Below are 14930 nucleotides of genomic sequence, written 5' to 3'. Positions count from 1 at the left end.
AGCATCAAAGAAGTAACTCTTGGACTTGTGGGAGTGGGCAGGATCGGTGCGATGCACGCACGCAACATCACCGGCCTGAATGGGCTGATGAAGCCGCAGGGCATCACGGTGAACCTCAAGTTGACCGACGTTGCCGCGGAGCATGCCCGGGCCCTGGCCGGCGGAATTGGTGCCGGGCTCCTGCCCTCCGCCGAAGCCTTGCTTGACTCCGGCATCGATGGTCTGGTCATTGCTACCGGAACCGCCACGCATCCGGACCTGATCAGGGCGGGAGTGGACGCGGGAATCCCGGTGTTCTGCGAGAAACCCGTCGCCGTGAATGTCGAGGAATCACTGCCTGTGCTCGACCACATCCGGACCGCGGCCGGCACGGTGCAGATCGGCCACCAGCGCCGGTTCGATCCAGGCTACCTGGAGGCCAAGCGCGCCTTCGACGCCGGGGAGCTGGGATGGCTCCACACGGTCAGGGCGGTCACCTGCGACGTGACGCCGCCGCCGGTGGAATTCCTCGCGACGTCCGGCGGGCTCTTCCGTGATTGCTCCGTCCACGACTTCGACATCCTCCGGTGGCTCACCGGCAAGGAAATCGTGGAGGTTTTCGCCAAGGGGTCCAACAACGGTGACCCCGCAATCGGTGCCGTGGGCGACGTCGATACCGCGCTGGCTGTGGTGACGTTCGACGACGGCAGCGTCGGAACGGTCTCGGCCACCCGCTACAACGGGGCGGGCCATGATGTCCGGCTGGAACTCCAGGGCTCTGCAGGGTCCGTCATGGTAGGGATGGATGAGCAGATGGCGATGTCTTCTGCCGAGCCCGGGGTCGGTTTCCCGGCTGGGCCGCCGCACCTGACGTTCGCCGAGCGGTTCCACACGGCCTACCGTGCCGAGATGGCGGCCTTCGTGGAAGTAGTGCTGGGGCAGCGGCCGAACCCGTGCACGCCGGAGGACGCCGTCGCAGCGTCCATGGTGGCGGACGCTGCCCAGGCATCGCTGCAGTCGGGGGAGCCGGTGCCGGGAGTCGGATCAGTACTGGATCGTCTCCGTTCTGCCGGTGCGCAGAGACAGCGTTGCCGCTTCGGCGATGGCCTGGGCCTTCAAGCCATCCTCGAGTGACGGCGTGACGGCTGAACCGCCGCCGCCCGCTGTTCCATTCTCCAGCGCGGCCACAAAGTGGGCCAGGGCCGCGGCGTAGGTCGGCTGAACCCGCTCAAACCAGCCGGGGTGCATGCCGTCGTCCACCACCTTCCCTGAGTAGTAGCGGGACACAGCGCCGGCACGTTGGCGGCCGGCCTCGGCCATGCCCTCAGAGCCCATGATTTCGATCCGTTCGTCATAGCCGTAACCGGTGCGGCGGACGCAGTCGATCTGGACCAGGGCGCCGCCGGGAAGCCGGAGTGACACCACGGACGTATCCACATCGCCGTACTCGGCCAGCCGCGGTTCGGCCAGGGCCGATCCGGTGGCGAAGACCTCAACCGGGTCCGCTCCCGTAAGCCAGCGGGCGAGGTCGAAGAAGTGAACGGTCTGGTCCCGCATCTGTCCGCCCGACGTGGCGATGTAGGAGAGCGGCGGCATGGCCGGGCCGCGGCTGGTGAGCTGGATAAGCTCTACATCTCCGATTTCCCCGGCGTCGACAATCCTTTTGAGCTCGGCGTAGTCGCGATCAAAGCGCCGATTGAAGTCCACCATGACCGGCACCGCGTGCTTGGCGGCGAAGGCTGCAGTCTCCCTGGCCTGCCCGAGGTCCAGGTCGATCGGCTTCTCGCACAGCACTGCCACGCCGGCTTCGGCGGCACGGCGCAGGTGTGCGGCATGGGTGTCGGTGGACGAGGCAATGAACACCGCGTCGATGGAGGAGGAATCGAACACCTCCTCCAGGCCCGCGGCAGCCCGGGCGTCATGCTTGGCAGCCAGGGCCTTCGCGCGGTCCTGGTCCACATCGAAGACCAAGCGGAAGTCAGCGGCCGGGTGGGCTGCGAGGTTGGCGGCGTGAACCGAGCCAATGAAGCCTGCGCCGAGGAGTGCGAAGCGCTGCATGGTCAGACCCCCACCTTCTCCGCGGCACCAGCCGGGATTACCCAGGCGGCATCCTGGGCATTCGAAGCGGCGACCGCTTCGACGAACCGGACGCCGACAAGGCCGTCGTAACCGGTGGGGAAGGACAGTTCCCGGGTCTCCGGCAGGGTGCCGTCCCGGCGGGCGCGCAGTTTTGCGGCGAGATCGCGGTAGAAGTTGGCAAACGCTTCGAGGAATCCCTCGGGATGCCCCAACCCCACCCTGGTGAGCCGGGAGGCGTCCTCTGACAGGGTGCTGAGCCCTTCCGTCAGCACCGTGGTGGTCCCGTCGAGGTCCTGCACCAACAGGTGATGTGGGTCCTCATGCTGCCACTCGAGGTTTCCCTTCGTGCCGAAGACCCGGATCCGCAGGCCGTGGTTGTGACCGGCGGCGGCCATGCTGGCCCATAACCGGCCCGGAACCTCACCAGAGAGCTGCAGTTCGATCGTGGCGTGGTCGAAGACCCGCCTGCCCGGAACCAGGGTCTTCAGCCGTCCGGAGACCCTCTCGGCCTCGAGCCCGGTGATGTAGCGAAGGAGGTGGAAGCCATGCGTGCCGAGGTCGCCAACGACGCTCGGGAAGCCGGCGATGTCCGGGTCCGTCCGCCAGGTGGCCTGCTTGTGCCCGCCTTGTTCCAGGGGAGTGGCCGCCCAGCCAGAGGCGTGTTCTACGTCCGCGAACGTAACCGTTCCCAGCTGGCCGTCGCGCACCATCCGGGCCGCGTGGCGCACCATGGCGTAGGCCGAGTAGCCGTGCGGAACCGCCAGGACGGCGCCGTTGTCAGCGGCGATCCGCACCAGTTCCGCGGCGGTCACTGAGTCGCGGGTCAGCGGCTTCTCGCATACCACCGAGATGCCGGCCTCGAGAAATGTGCGGGCGATCTCGAAGTGGCTGTCGTTCGGGGTCGCAACAACCACTACATCGACGCCGTCCTCCCGGCGCGCTTCTTTTTCCGCCATCTCACGGTAACCGGCGTAGTGCCGGTCTTCTGGGACGCCGAGCTGGGACGCCAGGGCAGCGGAGCGGGCCCTATCGCGGCCAAAGACGCCGGCCTGAAGGTCATATTCGCCGTCCAGACGCATCGCGCGGCGGTGCGTCTTGCCGATGTCTGCCCCTGCGCCGCCGCCAACCATTCCGGCCACCAACTGCCGTGCGTGCGGTTCACTCATCAAGATCCTCTTTGGCTCTTTGGAATTTTCTTGGATCGGTCCATAATCAATGGCACAGGCCCGGTTCGTCAACCCCTTAGGCTGGAACCGGACAGGCAGCACCAGCTGCCATGACGTGAAGAGGAGCACTGTTGAGCCCATCGTTCCCCTACAGCGGTCAGCCCCCGGCGAAGCCCACCATCCGTGATGTGGCAGACCGGGCCGGGGTGTCCAAGTCACTCGTCTCGCTGGTTCTGCAGGGTTCCGGGAACGTCAGTGATGCCCGACGGCGGGCGGTGCTTGAGGCGATGGACGAACTGGGTTACCGGCCCAACAAACTCGCCCGCGGGCTCTCGATGCCGCGCACCGGGACCGTTGGCGTTCTGCTCAACGATCTCCGGAACCCCTGGTTCATTGAGCTCCTGGAGGGTCTTTCCGCCTCCCTGCACGCCGCCGGCGTTTCCCCCGTCCTCGCCGACTCCTACACGGACCGCAGGATCGGCCGACCATCCGTCGAGGCGCTGCTGGAGCAGCGGATTGATGGCCTGGTAGTGGTGGGGACAACCACGGAGTCCACCGCCATCAGGGCCGCCTCCGCCGTGGTTCCCGTGGTGCTGGCAGGCACGCTTGATCCGGAGCTGCCGGGCGTGGATGTGGTGGTCAATGACGACGCCGCGGGTGCGCGGAAGGCCACCGAGCATCTCATTGCGCTCGGGCACAAGCGCATCGCCCACCTCCAGGGGCCCGACGGGATCGGGCGCCTGCGGCGGTCGGGTTACGAGCAGGCGATGCGAACGGCCGGCTTGGAACCGCGCACGGTGGCCGGCGGCATGAGTGAGGAAAGCGGCTACGCTGCAGCCCGCACCCTGCTGGCCGCGGGCACCCCGCCGACGGCGATTTTCGCTTTCAATGACATCGCCTGCATGGGCGTGCTGTCCGCGGCAGCGGACGCGGGGGTGACTGTTCCGGGGAACATTTCCCTGGTCGGCTACGACAACACGTATCTGGCCCGCATCCGGCACCTGTCCCTGACCTCTGTGGACAACGGCAATCTCGCGGTGGGGGTCCAGGCCGGCAAGTTCGTCCTGGAGCGGCTGGGCAACCCGGATCTGCCGGGCCGGACGCATCTGGTCAGCAGCGAGCTGCAGGTCAGGGGATCCTCGGGCAGTGCTCCGGACTAGGATCCTCCGCAGGCGCGCCGCGCGTGAGGCCATGCCGAGGGAACGAGAAAGCCCCGCCTTCAGGCAAGGGGGCCTTGAAGGCGGGGCTTCGGTGGTGCACCCCCCGGGACTTGAACCCGGAACCCATTGATTAAGAGTCAATTGCTCTGCCAATTGAGCTAGAGGTGCATCTGCTGCTTCGTTCATCCGCGGGCTTTAGTTTCCCCGTTGACCTCCGCAACGACATCCAACTCTACACGAAGTTTCGGCTGCGACAACTCGTGCCTGGTGGCCAGCACCACGCACATTCCGGGAACGAGAAAGCCCCGCCTTCAGGCTCGTGGCCTTGAAGGCGGGGCTTCGGTGGTGCACCCCCCGGGACTTGAACCCGGAACCCATTGATTAAGAGTCAATTGCTCTGCCAATTGAGCTAGAGGTGCATCTGTTGTTTAGTTCGTCCGAGGGCTTTTATTTCCCTCGTTGACCTCCGCAACGACATGAAACTCTACACGAAGTTTTGGCTGGTGTGAAATCGAAGTGGGCGGATGGTGCCGCTTAGCGTGGAATCCGCAAAATCAGCGCAAAATCAGGGTTTTGGTTGTTGCTCAGAGCCCACAAATCCCCGTTCGGGGCCACTGTAACGTTCCTGATCCGCCCGAACTGCTGCGTGAAATAGCCCACAGGGTTGCCGGCGTTTTCGCCGTCGAGCGGAACAGCCCACAGGCGCTGGCCCCTCAGCGCGCCAAGGTAGGCCGTGCTGCCGACGATCTCAAGCCCGCTGGGGGAGGAGTCTGCGGTGGACGGCCAGACAATCTTGGCGTCGATGAATCCGTCGCGGTGGGGCGCTCCCGTGACTTCCGGCCAGCCGTAGTTTCCTCCGGGCTGGATTAGGTTGAGTTCGTCATTGACGTCGGGTCCGAACTCGCTGGCCCAGAGCCGGCCCTGGCTGTCCCACGCCAGGCCCTGCACGTTCCGGTGGCCAAGGCTGTAGACGGGATTGTTCGGGAAGGGATTGCCGGGCGCGGGGGCGCCGTCCTCGGTGAGCCGCAGGATCTTGCCGCCCAGGGCGTTCCGGTCCTGGGGCTGCTCCCGGCGCTGCGAGTCTCCCGTGCCGACGTAGAGGAACCCGTCCGGGCCGAACCGGATCCTGCCGCCATTGTGGGTGGAGGCCTTGGACATGCCGGAGAAGATCACCTCCGGCTCACCCAGGCGGAAGCCCGCACCACCAGCTGCCCCACTGCCGTCCAGGCGCATGCGGGCAATCCGGTTGTCATCGGCCGCAGTGAAGTAGGCGTAGAGATAGCGGTCCGAGGCAAAGCCGGGCGACAGTGCCAGGCCCAGTAATCCGCCCTCACCGCCAGGAACGACGCCGGGGACGGACCCGATGGTGCTGACCTTGCCGTCCCGGACAGATCTGAGCAGGGCGGTATCGCGTTCGGAGATGACGGCCGTGCCGTCCGGCAGGAACACCGTGGACCAGGGAACCTGCAGCCCCTCGATCCTGCTCCGTACTTCCGGTGCCCGCGGCGGTGTCGGAGCCGCACTGGAAGTAGCCGGTGCACTCGTGCCGGGGGTACGCGTTCCCGGTGTGCCGGAGCCGGGGGCGGATGGCGCGGGAACCCCGGTGGCCGCGGAGCCCGTGCTGCCCGGACCAGGCTGAGCGCCGTCACCGGTGCAGCCGGACAGGGGCAATGCCAGGGCCAGGGACAACGCGAAGGCGGAATACGCGCGCGCGGTCAATTGCCGGAGGCACGGCGGGGCCATGGCGGCTGCAGCCGTTGCGGGTTTCCCGGCGCGGTTGCGTGTCATCCGCCTACTCCGTCCGCAATCTGCCACCGCCGCTGGGCGTTAGCGCCGGGACCGCCGCGGCGCCCGGAACCCTGCAGCCTCGGCGTGTGCCGGGGACTGGAACCAGACCTCCGCCCGGGCGTCCTCGTAGCCGGCGCTGTCTTCGTCGTAATAGGTCATGGCGCTGACGTCGCCCTTGACGGCGAATCCGTCCGGGGCGCTGCCGTCCGCTGCGGGCGCGGCCGATCCCTCGCCATACGGCTGATCCCCTGCGGCTGCTTCGCTCACATCGGCGACCCGTTCACGATGGATGGGCTGTTCGCCGAAACCACGTTCCGCGCCGAAGCCCTGTTCCAGATGATGCGGCTGGAGTTCGCGGTGGTGGGGCTGGGCCTCGTGGCTGGCTCCGGCTTCCGTGGCGGCGGAGGACTGGATCCGCTGCCGGGTTTCGGCCTCAGCGTCCATCGATTCGGCGGCTGCGGATTCCGCGCCCGGAAGGGTAGGGGCATGGGGCTCCGTGTACTCCGCGTGATGCGTCGGCGGGGCAGGCTGTGCGGCACGCTCTTGTGCTGCGGGTTGAGTGGAACTGCCTGCAGCGGCACTGCCTGTTTCTGCACTGCCTGTTTCTGCACTGCCGGCATCCGACCACTGGGCATCCCATTCGGCCTTATCTTGGTCGTCGTCCCAGTCGTCAACATCTCCTCCGGCGGGCCGCGCCGAGGAAGGGCGGGCGGTGGCGGCTTCCCAGGATTCGATGTCCGGTTCCACGTCCTCGGGGTCCGGGCGCGTGGCTGCAGGGGTGGGCTGGCCCACCAGCGGCGCGGCTTCCGCGGCCGCCGGCCCGGCGTCCGGCCCGGCGTCCGGCACTGTTTCAGGCTCTGCCAGGCGGACTGTTTCCGGTACGGTCCGGGTGGTGGCTGACGGAGGTCCCGCCGCCGCTGCTGCGGCAGAAACGGCCGACGGCGTCTCTTGCGTTCCGGTTGACGCTGCGGGAGAGGCTCCGGCACGGGGCGCCACCTGTTCGGTCCGTGCCGCGTCGGCTGCCGTTCCCCGCGAGTTCCGATTCAGCAGCCACCAGACAACGGCAATGATCAAAACAATGACAATGACCCAGATAATCCACTCCATAGCAAAACCTTTCATCCGTCACACGAGGTTGCCGTTGCTTGACGGTACGTCGGTGTCAATAGGGCTGTCTAGGCTTGGCAACGCCGATGGGGGAGGGGGCACGCAGCCCCTCCGTCTCAAAATGTGAGACGTGAGTCCACTATTTGATCGAATTTTTCTGAAAATTGGGCGAAACCGGTCACTTCCGGTCGTTGGCGGCCTTTCAGGAGTCATAGACTTTGACCCATGAGTGAGGACACCCAGATCGCGACTAATAACAAGCCTGACATCAAGCCCCGGAGCCGGGTTGTCACTGACGGCATTCACGCAGCTCCCGCCCGTGGAATGTTCCGGGCCGTGGGCATGGGCGACGATGACTTCGCCAAGCCCCAGATCGGCGTCGCGAGCTCCTGGAATGAAATCACTCCCTGCAACCTGTCCCTGAACCGGCTGGCCCAGGGCGCCAAGGAAGGCGTCCACGCCGGCGGCGGGTTCCCGATGCAGTTCGGCACCATCTCCGTGTCCGACGGCATCTCCATGGGCCACGAGGGCATGCACTTCTCCCTGGTTTCCCGCGAAGTCATCGCCGACTCGGTGGAGACCGTCATGCAGGCAGAGCGCATCGACGGCTCCGTGCTGCTGGCGGGCTGCGACAAGTCGCTCCCGGGCATGCTCATGGCCGCTGCGCGCCTGGACCTCGCCAGCGTATTCCTCTACGCCGGCTCCATCATGCCGGGCTGGGTCAAGCTGGAGGACGGCTCCGAAAAGGAAGTCACCCTGATCGACGCCTTCGAAGCCGTCGGTGCGTGCGCCGCGGGCAAGATGAGCATGGAAGACCTCACCCGCATCGAGAAGGCCATCTGCCCCGGCGAAGGCGCCTGTGGCGGCATGTACACCGCGAACACCATGGCCTGCATCGGTGAGGCCCTGGGCATGTCCCTGCCCGGCTCGGCAGCCCCGCCCTCGGCAGACCGCCGTCGTGACGAATTCGCCCGCAAGTCCGGCGAAGCCGTGGTCAACCTGCTCCGCCACGGCATCACGGCCCGCGACATCATGACCAAGAAGGCCTTCGAAAACGCCATCGCCGTCACCATGGCCTTCGGCGGATCCACCAACGCCGTCCTGCACCTGCTGGCAATCGCCCGCGAGGCAGAGGTCGAACTGACCCTGGACGACTTCAACCGCATCGGCGACAAGATCCCGCACCTGGGTGACCTGAAGCCCTTCGGCCGCTACGTCATGACCGACGTCGACAAGATCGGCGGCGTGCCGGTCATCATGAAGGCCCTGCTCGACGCCGGCCTGCTGCACGGCGACTGCCTCACCGTCACCGGCAAGACCGTAGCGGAGAACCTTGAGGCCATCAACCCGCCGGACGTGGACGGCAAGATTCTCCGCGCGCTGGACAACCCCATCCACAAGACCGGCGGCATCACCATCCTGCACGGCTCCATGGCTCCGGAAGGCGCCGTCGTGAAGAGCGCCGGCTTCGACGCCGACGTCTTCGAGGGCACTGCCCGCGTCTTTGAACGCGAGCAGGGCGCGCTGGATGCACTGGACAACGGCGAGATCCAGAAGGGCGACGTCGTGGTGATCCGCTACGAAGGCCCCAAGGGCGGTCCGGGCATGCGCGAGATGCTCGCCATCACCGGCGCCATCAAGGGTGCAGGCCTGGGCAAGGATGTCCTGCTGCTCACCGACGGCCGCTTCTCCGGGGGCACCACCGGCCTCTGCATCGGCCACGTCGCCCCCGAAGCGGTCGACGGCGGCCCCATCGCCTTCGTCAAGGACGGCGACCGGATCCGCGTGGACATCGCCGCCCGCAGCTTCGACCTGCTCGTAGACAGCGCAGAACTCGAATCCCGCAAGGAAGGCTGGGCGCCGCTGCCGGCCAGGTACACCAAGGGCGTCCTGGCCAAGTACGCCAAGCTGGTGCACAGCGCCTCCACCGGCGCCTACTGCGGGTAGTACGGTTTCGGCGGGCTCAACCAGCGGACGCTGGTGGAGCCCGCCGCAACGAGTGGTCCCCACCCCGGGGACCATTTGGTGGACACTGATGTCCACATGGTGAGATCGCGGGCCGCTTCGTTGACACGCTATCCACCAGAGGGAAAACTGAACGCATGATCTTCGTTACCGTCGGCACCGTCGTCGTACTTACTCAGCGCGTGGCTCCATAGCCCGACTGGTAACGAACTGTCACGCGCAACCCCTCGAAAAGCCACCAGGCTGAGGGGTTTTTTTATTTTCCGGGCGGGACGGAACGTTCAGTTTTCCCTAGCACCACACCAATTCAAGATCCACTAAGGAAGAGTTCGATGAGCAAAGGATCGCCCATCAGCCCCTCGCTGATGGCTTCAAAGTCCGCTGGAGCCGCCAAGGCTCCGGAACGCGTCGACAAGCCGGCTGAGGCCGGGGTCGACATTGCTGCAGCCGCCTCTCCTGTCCTTGGGCCGAACAACGTCGTACCCCCGACGGTGATGACCGGCTCAGAAGCAATTGTCCGTGCGCTCGAAGAACTCGGCGTCGACGATATTTTCGGTTTGCCCGGTGGCGCGATCCTGCCCACCTACGACCCCTTGATGGCCTCCAAAATGAACCACGTTCTGGTCCGTCACGAACAGGGAGCCGGCCACGCCGCGCAAGGCTACGCCATGGTCACCGGGCGGGTGGGCGTCTGCATCGCCACCTCGGGCCCGGGTGCCACCAACCTCGTCACCGCCATCATGGATGCCCACATGGACTCCGTTCCGCTCGTGGCCATCACCGGCCAGGTCTCCAGCGGAGTAATCGGCACCGATGCCTTCCAGGAAGCCGACATCGTGGGCATCACCATGCCCATCACCAAGCACTCGTTCCTGGTGACGGACCCCAACGACATTCCGCACGTCATGGCCGAGGCCTTCCACCTCGCCTCGACCGGACGTCCGGGCCCGGTCCTCGTTGACGTCGCCAAGGACGCCCAGCAGGGGCAGATGACCTTCTCCTGGCCGCCCAAGATCGACCTGCCGGGCTACCGCCCGGTGGTCCGTGGCCACAACAAGCAGGTCCGCGAGGCAGCAAAGCTGATCTCCGCGGCCAGCAAGCCCGTCCTGTACGTCGGCGGCGGTGTGTCCAAGGCCCATGCGGCGGCTGAACTGCGCGAGCTGGCCGAACTGACCGGTGCACCCGTGGTCACCACACTCATGGCCCGCGGTGTCTTCCCGGACTCGCACCCGCAGCACGTGGGCATGCCCGGCATGCACGGTACGGTCTCGGCTGTTACCGCGCTGCAGCAGGCGGATCTGCTGGTAACCCTGGGTGCGCGCTTCGATGACCGCGTCACCGGTGTCCTGAAGACCTTCGCGCCCAACGCCAAGGTCATCCACGCCGACATCGACCCCGCCGAAATCTCCAAGAACCGCACGGCCGACGTTCCCATCGTGGGCTCCGTGAAGGAGATCATTCCGGAACTGACGGAAGCTGTCCGGACCCAGTTCGGCGCCTCCGGGACTCCGGACCTGGCCAGCTGGTGGGCCTTCCTGAACAACCTGAAGGACACCTACCCGCTGGGCTGGACCGAACCGGAGGACGGCCTCACTGCACCGCAGCGGGTCATCGAGCGCATCGGTGCCCTGACCGGCCCCGAGGGCATCTACGTCGCCGGTGTGGGACAGCACCAGATGTGGGCCGCGCAGTTCATCAAGTACGAGCGCCCGCATGCCTGGCTGAACTCCGGCGGTGCCGGCACCATGGGCTACGCCGTTCCGGCCGCCATGGGCGCCAAGGTGGGCGAGCCGGACCGTGTGGTCTGGGCCATCGACGGCGACGGCTGCTTCCAGATGACCAACCAGGAACTGGCCACCTGCGCCATCAACAACATCCCCATCAAGGTTGCCGTCATCAACAACTCCTCGCTGGGCATGGTGCGGCAGTGGCAGACCCTCTTCTACGAGGGACGCTACTCCAACACGGACCTGAACACCGGCCACGAGACCATCCGCATCCCGGACTTCGTCAAGCTCGGCGAGGCCTACGGCTGCGCGTCCTTCCGGTGCGAGCGGGCCGAGGACATCGACGCAACAATTCAGAAGGCGCTGGAGATCAATGACCGCCCCGTGGTCATCGACTTCGTGGTCAGCCCCGACTCCATGGTGTGGCCGATGGTGCCCGCCGGGGTCAGCAACGACCAGATCCAGGTTGCCCGCAACATGACCCCGGAATGGGAAGAGGAGGACTGATCATGAGCCGCCACACACTGTCCGTTCTGGTCGAAGACAAGCCCGGTGTGCTGACCCGCGTGGCCAGCCTTTTCGCCCGCCGCGCCTTCAACATCAATTCCTTGGCCGTCGGCCCGACGGAAGTTCCAGGCATCTCCCGGATGACCGTCGTCGTCAACGCCGACGGCGACCTGATCGAACAGGTCACCAAGCAGTTGAACAAGCTGATCAATGTGATCAAGATTGTTGAACTGACTTCCGAATCTTCCGTACAGCGCGACCACATCCTGGTCAAGGTACGTGCGGATGCCGCAACTCGTCTGCAGGTGACCCAGGCTGCAGACCTGTTCCGTGCTTCAGTGGTCGACGTCTCCACAGACTCGGTGGTCATTGAAGCAACTGGCCATCCCGAAAAGCTCACGGCACTGCTCTCGGTGCTGGAGCCCTTCGGTATCCGCGAAATTGTGCAGTCCGGCACCTTGGCCGTTGGACGGGGATCCCGCTCCATGAGTGATCGGGCCCTGCGCAGCGCCTAAAGGCACAGCTCAGGGCACAGCCTAGAGCCCAGCCCAGGCGGCGCGCTTCGCCCGCAAACGCAGCACCGAAGCTATACATCTACAAAAAATCCACTCAAGAGGAGTTACGCAAGTGACTGAAATGTTTTACGACGACGACGCAGACCTGTCGATCATCCAGGGCCGCAAGGTAGCCATTGTCGGCTATGGCTCCCAGGGCCACGCCCACGCGCAGAACCTGCGCGATTCCGGCGTCGAGGTTGTCATCGCGCTCAAGGAAGGCTCCAAGTCCATCGCCAAGGCCGAGGACGCAGGCTTCACGGTCAAGAACGTTGCCGACGCCGCCGAATGGGCCGACGTCATCATGATCCTGGCGCCGGACCAGCACCAGCGCGCGATCTTCACAGACTCCATCAAAGACAAGCTGACCCCCGGCAAGGCCCTGGCCTTCGCCCACGGCTTCAACATCCGCTTCGGCTACATCGAGGCCCCGGAAGGCGTTGACGTCATCCTGGTCGCCCCGAAGGCTCCCGGCCACACCGTGCGCCGCGAGTTCGAAGCCGGCCGCGGCATCCCGGACATCATTGCCGTTGAGCAGGATGCTTCGGGCTCCGCCTGGGAGCTGGCCAAGTCCTACGCCAAGGCCATCGGCGGCACCCGCGCCGGCGTCATCAAGACCACCTTCACCGAAGAGACCGAAACGGACCTCTTCGGCGAGCAGTCCGTCCTGTGTGGCGGCGTGTCCCAGCTGGTCCAGTACGGCTTCGAGACCCTGACCGAGGCCGGCTACCAGCCGCAGATCGCCTACTTCGAGGTGCTGCACGAGCTCAAGCTCATCGTTGACCTCATGTGGGAAGGCGGCATCGCCAAGCAGCGCTGGAGCGTTTCCGACACCGCGGAGTACGGCGACTACGTTTCCGGCCCGCGCGTCATCACCCCCGAGGTGAAGGAAAACATGAAGGCTGTCCTCGCCGACATCCAGAACGGTGCCTTCGCCAAGCGCTTCATTGACGACCAGGACAACGGCGGCGCCGAGTTCAAGGAGCTGCGTGCCAAGGCCGAGCAGCACCCGATCGAGGAAGTTGGCCGCGAACTGCGCTCCCTGTTCTCCTGGCAGCAGCAGGACGAGGACTACGTGGAAGGCTCCGCAGCCCGCTAAGGCTGAGCCCTTCAAAGCACGGCGGTGAGGCCGGGTTCACACTTAACAATGTGAGCCCGGCCTTTCCGTACGCCTAGACTTTATGTACCCCCAGGACTTCAACGCAGAGGATCAGCTGTGTCAAAACCCGTAGTATTGCTTGCCGAAGAACTTTCGCCCGCCACCATCGAGGCCCTTGGCCCGGACTTTGAAATCCGCCAGACCGACGGCGCCGATCGTTCCCAGCTGCTCTCTGCCATCGAGGACGTTGACGCCATCCTGGTCCGCTCCGCCACGAAGGTGGACGCCGAGGCCATTGCCGCCGCGAAGAACCTGAAGGTCATCGCGCGCGCCGGCGTCGGCCTGGACAACGTGGACATCAAGGCGGCCACGCAGGCCGGTGTCATGGTGGTCAACGCCCCGACGTCGAACATCGTTTCCGCCGCGGAACTGACCGTTGGCCACATCCTGAGCCTGGCCCGCCACATCCCGCAGGCCAGCGCCGCCCTGAAGGACGGCGAGTGGAAGCGCTCCAAGTACACCGGCATCGAACTCTTCGAGAAGAAGATCGGCATCATCGGCCTGGGCCGCATCGGCGCCCTGGTCGCCGCCCGCCTGCAGGGCTTCGATACCGAGATCCTCGCGTTCGACCCCTACATCACCTCTGCGCGCGCCGCCCAGCTCGGCGTGAAGCTCGTCACCCTGGACGAGCTGCTCGCGCAGTCCGACTTCATCACCATCCACATGCCCAAGACGCCGGAAACGGTCGGCATGCTCGGCGCCGAAGCCTTCAAGAAAATGAAGAGCACCGCTTACGTGGTCAACGTGGCCCGCGGCGGCCTCGTGGACGAGGAAGCCCTCTACACCGCACTGCAGGACGGCCAGATTGCCGGTGCTGCCGTGGACGTCTTCGTCCAGGAGCCCAGCACCGACCTGCCGTTCTTCAAACTGGACAATGTTGTGGTCACCCCGCACCTGGGCGCGTCAACCGACGAGGCGCAGGAAAAGGCCGGCGTCTCCGTGGCGAAGTCCGTCCGCCTCGCCCTCGCAGGGGAACTGGTTCCGGACGCCGTGAACGTTGCCGGCGGCCTGATCGCCCCCGACGTCCGCCCGGGGATCCCGCTGATCGAGAAGCTGGGCCGCATCTTCACGGCGCTGACCCACGCCTCGGTGACCCAGATCGACGTCGAGGTTGCCGGCGAAATCGCCGCGCTTGACGTCAAGGTCCTGGAGCTCGCCGCCCTCAAGGGGATCTTCGCCGACGTCGTCACCGAGCAGGTGTCCTACGTCAACGCCCCCGTGATCGCCGAGCAGCGCGGCATCAACGTCCGCCTCATCACCACCCCTGAAGCCGAGGACTACCGCAACGTGCTGACGCTGCGCGGCGCCCTGAGCGACGGTGCACAGATCTCCGTGTCCGGCACCCTGACCGGACCCAAGCAGGTGCAGAAGCTCGTCGGCGTCAACGGCTACGACGTCGAGATCCCGATCAGCGAGCACCTCGTGGTGGTCTCCTACGCCGACCGTCCCGGCGTCATCGGCACCATCGGCCACATCCTGGGCATGAACAACATCAACATCGGCGGCATGCAGGTGGCACGGAGCGCGGAGGGCGGCCAGGTCCTGGCCCTGCTCACCATCGACAGCTCCGTCCCGCAGCAGGTGCTGGACGCCATCAAGGCCGGCATCGGTGCCGAAATGGTGCGCGAAGTGGACCTCGAGGACTAGTCCGACGAACCCTGGCCGGCGACGGCCAGGTCCCCAACGCGGGGTGAACTCCTTGTCCCTTGGAGTTCTCCCCGGCCAAGTATGATTGGCCG

The 14930-nt window shown here is 65.8% G+C and carries 11 protein-coding genes and 2 tRNA genes; 7 read left to right on the top strand and 6 right to left on the bottom strand.

The features are described from left to right. Nucleotides 1-3 precede the first annotated feature (3 nt). Nucleotides 4-1113 (top strand): Gfo/Idh/MocA family oxidoreductase, encoded by a 1110-nt coding sequence (locus tag LFT45_RS13760; protein ID WP_236809350.1) that lies wholly within the window; start codon nucleotides 4-6, stop codon nucleotides 1111-1113. Here the strand turns inward: LFT45_RS13760 and LFT45_RS13755 are convergent. Both LFT45_RS13755 and LFT45_RS13750 read right to left on the bottom strand, forming a co-directional pair. Further along, nucleotides 1024-2037 carry a Gfo/Idh/MocA family protein gene (locus LFT45_RS13755; RefSeq protein ID WP_236803858.1) on the bottom strand — a complete coding sequence of 338 codons (1014 nt, stop codon included), beginning with the start codon at nucleotides 2035-2037 and terminating at the stop codon, nucleotides 1024-1026. The genes LFT45_RS13760 and LFT45_RS13755 overlap by 90 nt on opposite strands. Nucleotides 2038-2039: 2 nt before the next feature. Further along, nucleotides 2040-3224, bottom strand: a complete 1185-nt coding sequence (locus LFT45_RS13750) for a Gfo/Idh/MocA family protein (protein WP_236803856.1) — start codon at nucleotides 3222-3224, stop codon at nucleotides 2040-2042. 131 nt (nucleotides 3225-3355) lie between these two features. Between LFT45_RS13750 and LFT45_RS13745 the strand changes: the two genes are divergently transcribed. After that, nucleotides 3356-4384: a LacI family DNA-binding transcriptional regulator gene (locus LFT45_RS13745; protein WP_236803854.1), complete on the top strand. Its 1029-nt coding sequence runs from the start codon at nucleotides 3356-3358 to the stop codon at nucleotides 4382-4384. Between the two features lie 92 nt (nucleotides 4385-4476). Here the strand turns inward: LFT45_RS13745 and LFT45_RS13740 are convergent. The 4 genes from LFT45_RS13740 to LFT45_RS13725 form a co-directional block, all read right to left on the bottom strand. Then, nucleotides 4477-4552, bottom strand: a tRNA-Lys gene (locus LFT45_RS13740). Nucleotides 4553-4727: 175 nt separating this feature from the next. Further along, nucleotides 4728-4803: transfer RNA gene (locus tag LFT45_RS13735), tRNA-Lys, on the bottom strand. Nucleotides 4804-4918: 115 nt separating this feature from the next. Further along, on the bottom strand, nucleotides 4919-6127 hold the full coding sequence (locus LFT45_RS13730; protein WP_442863628.1) for a PQQ-dependent sugar dehydrogenase: 1209 nt from the start codon (nucleotides 6125-6127) through the stop codon (nucleotides 4919-4921). An 84-nt stretch (nucleotides 6128-6211) separates the two neighbouring features. Continuing rightward, entirely contained in the window at nucleotides 6212-7279 is a 1068-nt protein-coding gene (locus tag LFT45_RS13725) for a sunset domain-containing protein (RefSeq protein WP_236803850.1), read from the bottom strand. A gap of 225 nt (nucleotides 7280-7504) precedes the next feature. Here LFT45_RS13725 and ilvD point away from each other — a divergent pair, with 225 nt between their 5' ends. The 5 genes from ilvD to serA all read left to right on the top strand — a co-directional run bounded on the left by ilvD (nucleotide 7505) and on the right by serA (nucleotide 14838). After that, nucleotides 7505-9226 (top strand): dihydroxy-acid dehydratase, encoded by a 1722-nt coding sequence (ilvD, locus tag LFT45_RS13720; RefSeq protein ID WP_236803848.1) that lies wholly within the window; start codon nucleotides 7505-7507, stop codon nucleotides 9224-9226. Between the two features lie 350 nt (nucleotides 9227-9576). After that, on the top strand, nucleotides 9577-11478 hold the full coding sequence (locus tag LFT45_RS13715) for an acetolactate synthase large subunit (RefSeq protein ID WP_236803846.1): 1902 nt from the start codon (nucleotides 9577-9579) through the stop codon (nucleotides 11476-11478). A gap of 2 nt (nucleotides 11479-11480) precedes the next feature. Beyond that, nucleotides 11481-11993: an acetolactate synthase small subunit gene (ilvN, locus tag LFT45_RS13710; RefSeq protein WP_190602218.1), complete on the top strand. Its 513-nt coding sequence runs from the start codon at nucleotides 11481-11483 to the stop codon at nucleotides 11991-11993. Between the two features lie 112 nt (nucleotides 11994-12105). Beyond that, complete coding sequence (gene ilvC, locus LFT45_RS13705; protein ID WP_236803844.1) at nucleotides 12106-13131, top strand: ketol-acid reductoisomerase; 1026 nt, start codon at nucleotides 12106-12108, stop codon at nucleotides 13129-13131. Nucleotides 13132-13248: 117 nt separating this feature from the next. Next, nucleotides 13249-14838 (top strand): phosphoglycerate dehydrogenase, encoded by a 1590-nt coding sequence (serA, locus tag LFT45_RS13700; protein ID WP_236803841.1) that lies wholly within the window; start codon nucleotides 13249-13251, stop codon nucleotides 14836-14838. Nucleotides 14839-14930 lie beyond the last annotated feature (92 nt).

Origin of the sequence: Arthrobacter sp. FW305-BF8 (assembly GCF_021789315.1) — a bacterium.
Lineage (GTDB): Bacteria > Actinomycetota > Actinomycetes > Actinomycetales > Micrococcaceae > Arthrobacter.
The sequence above is the reverse complement of the archived record's forward strand: the minus strand, read 5'-3'. Positions and strand labels throughout refer to the sequence as shown.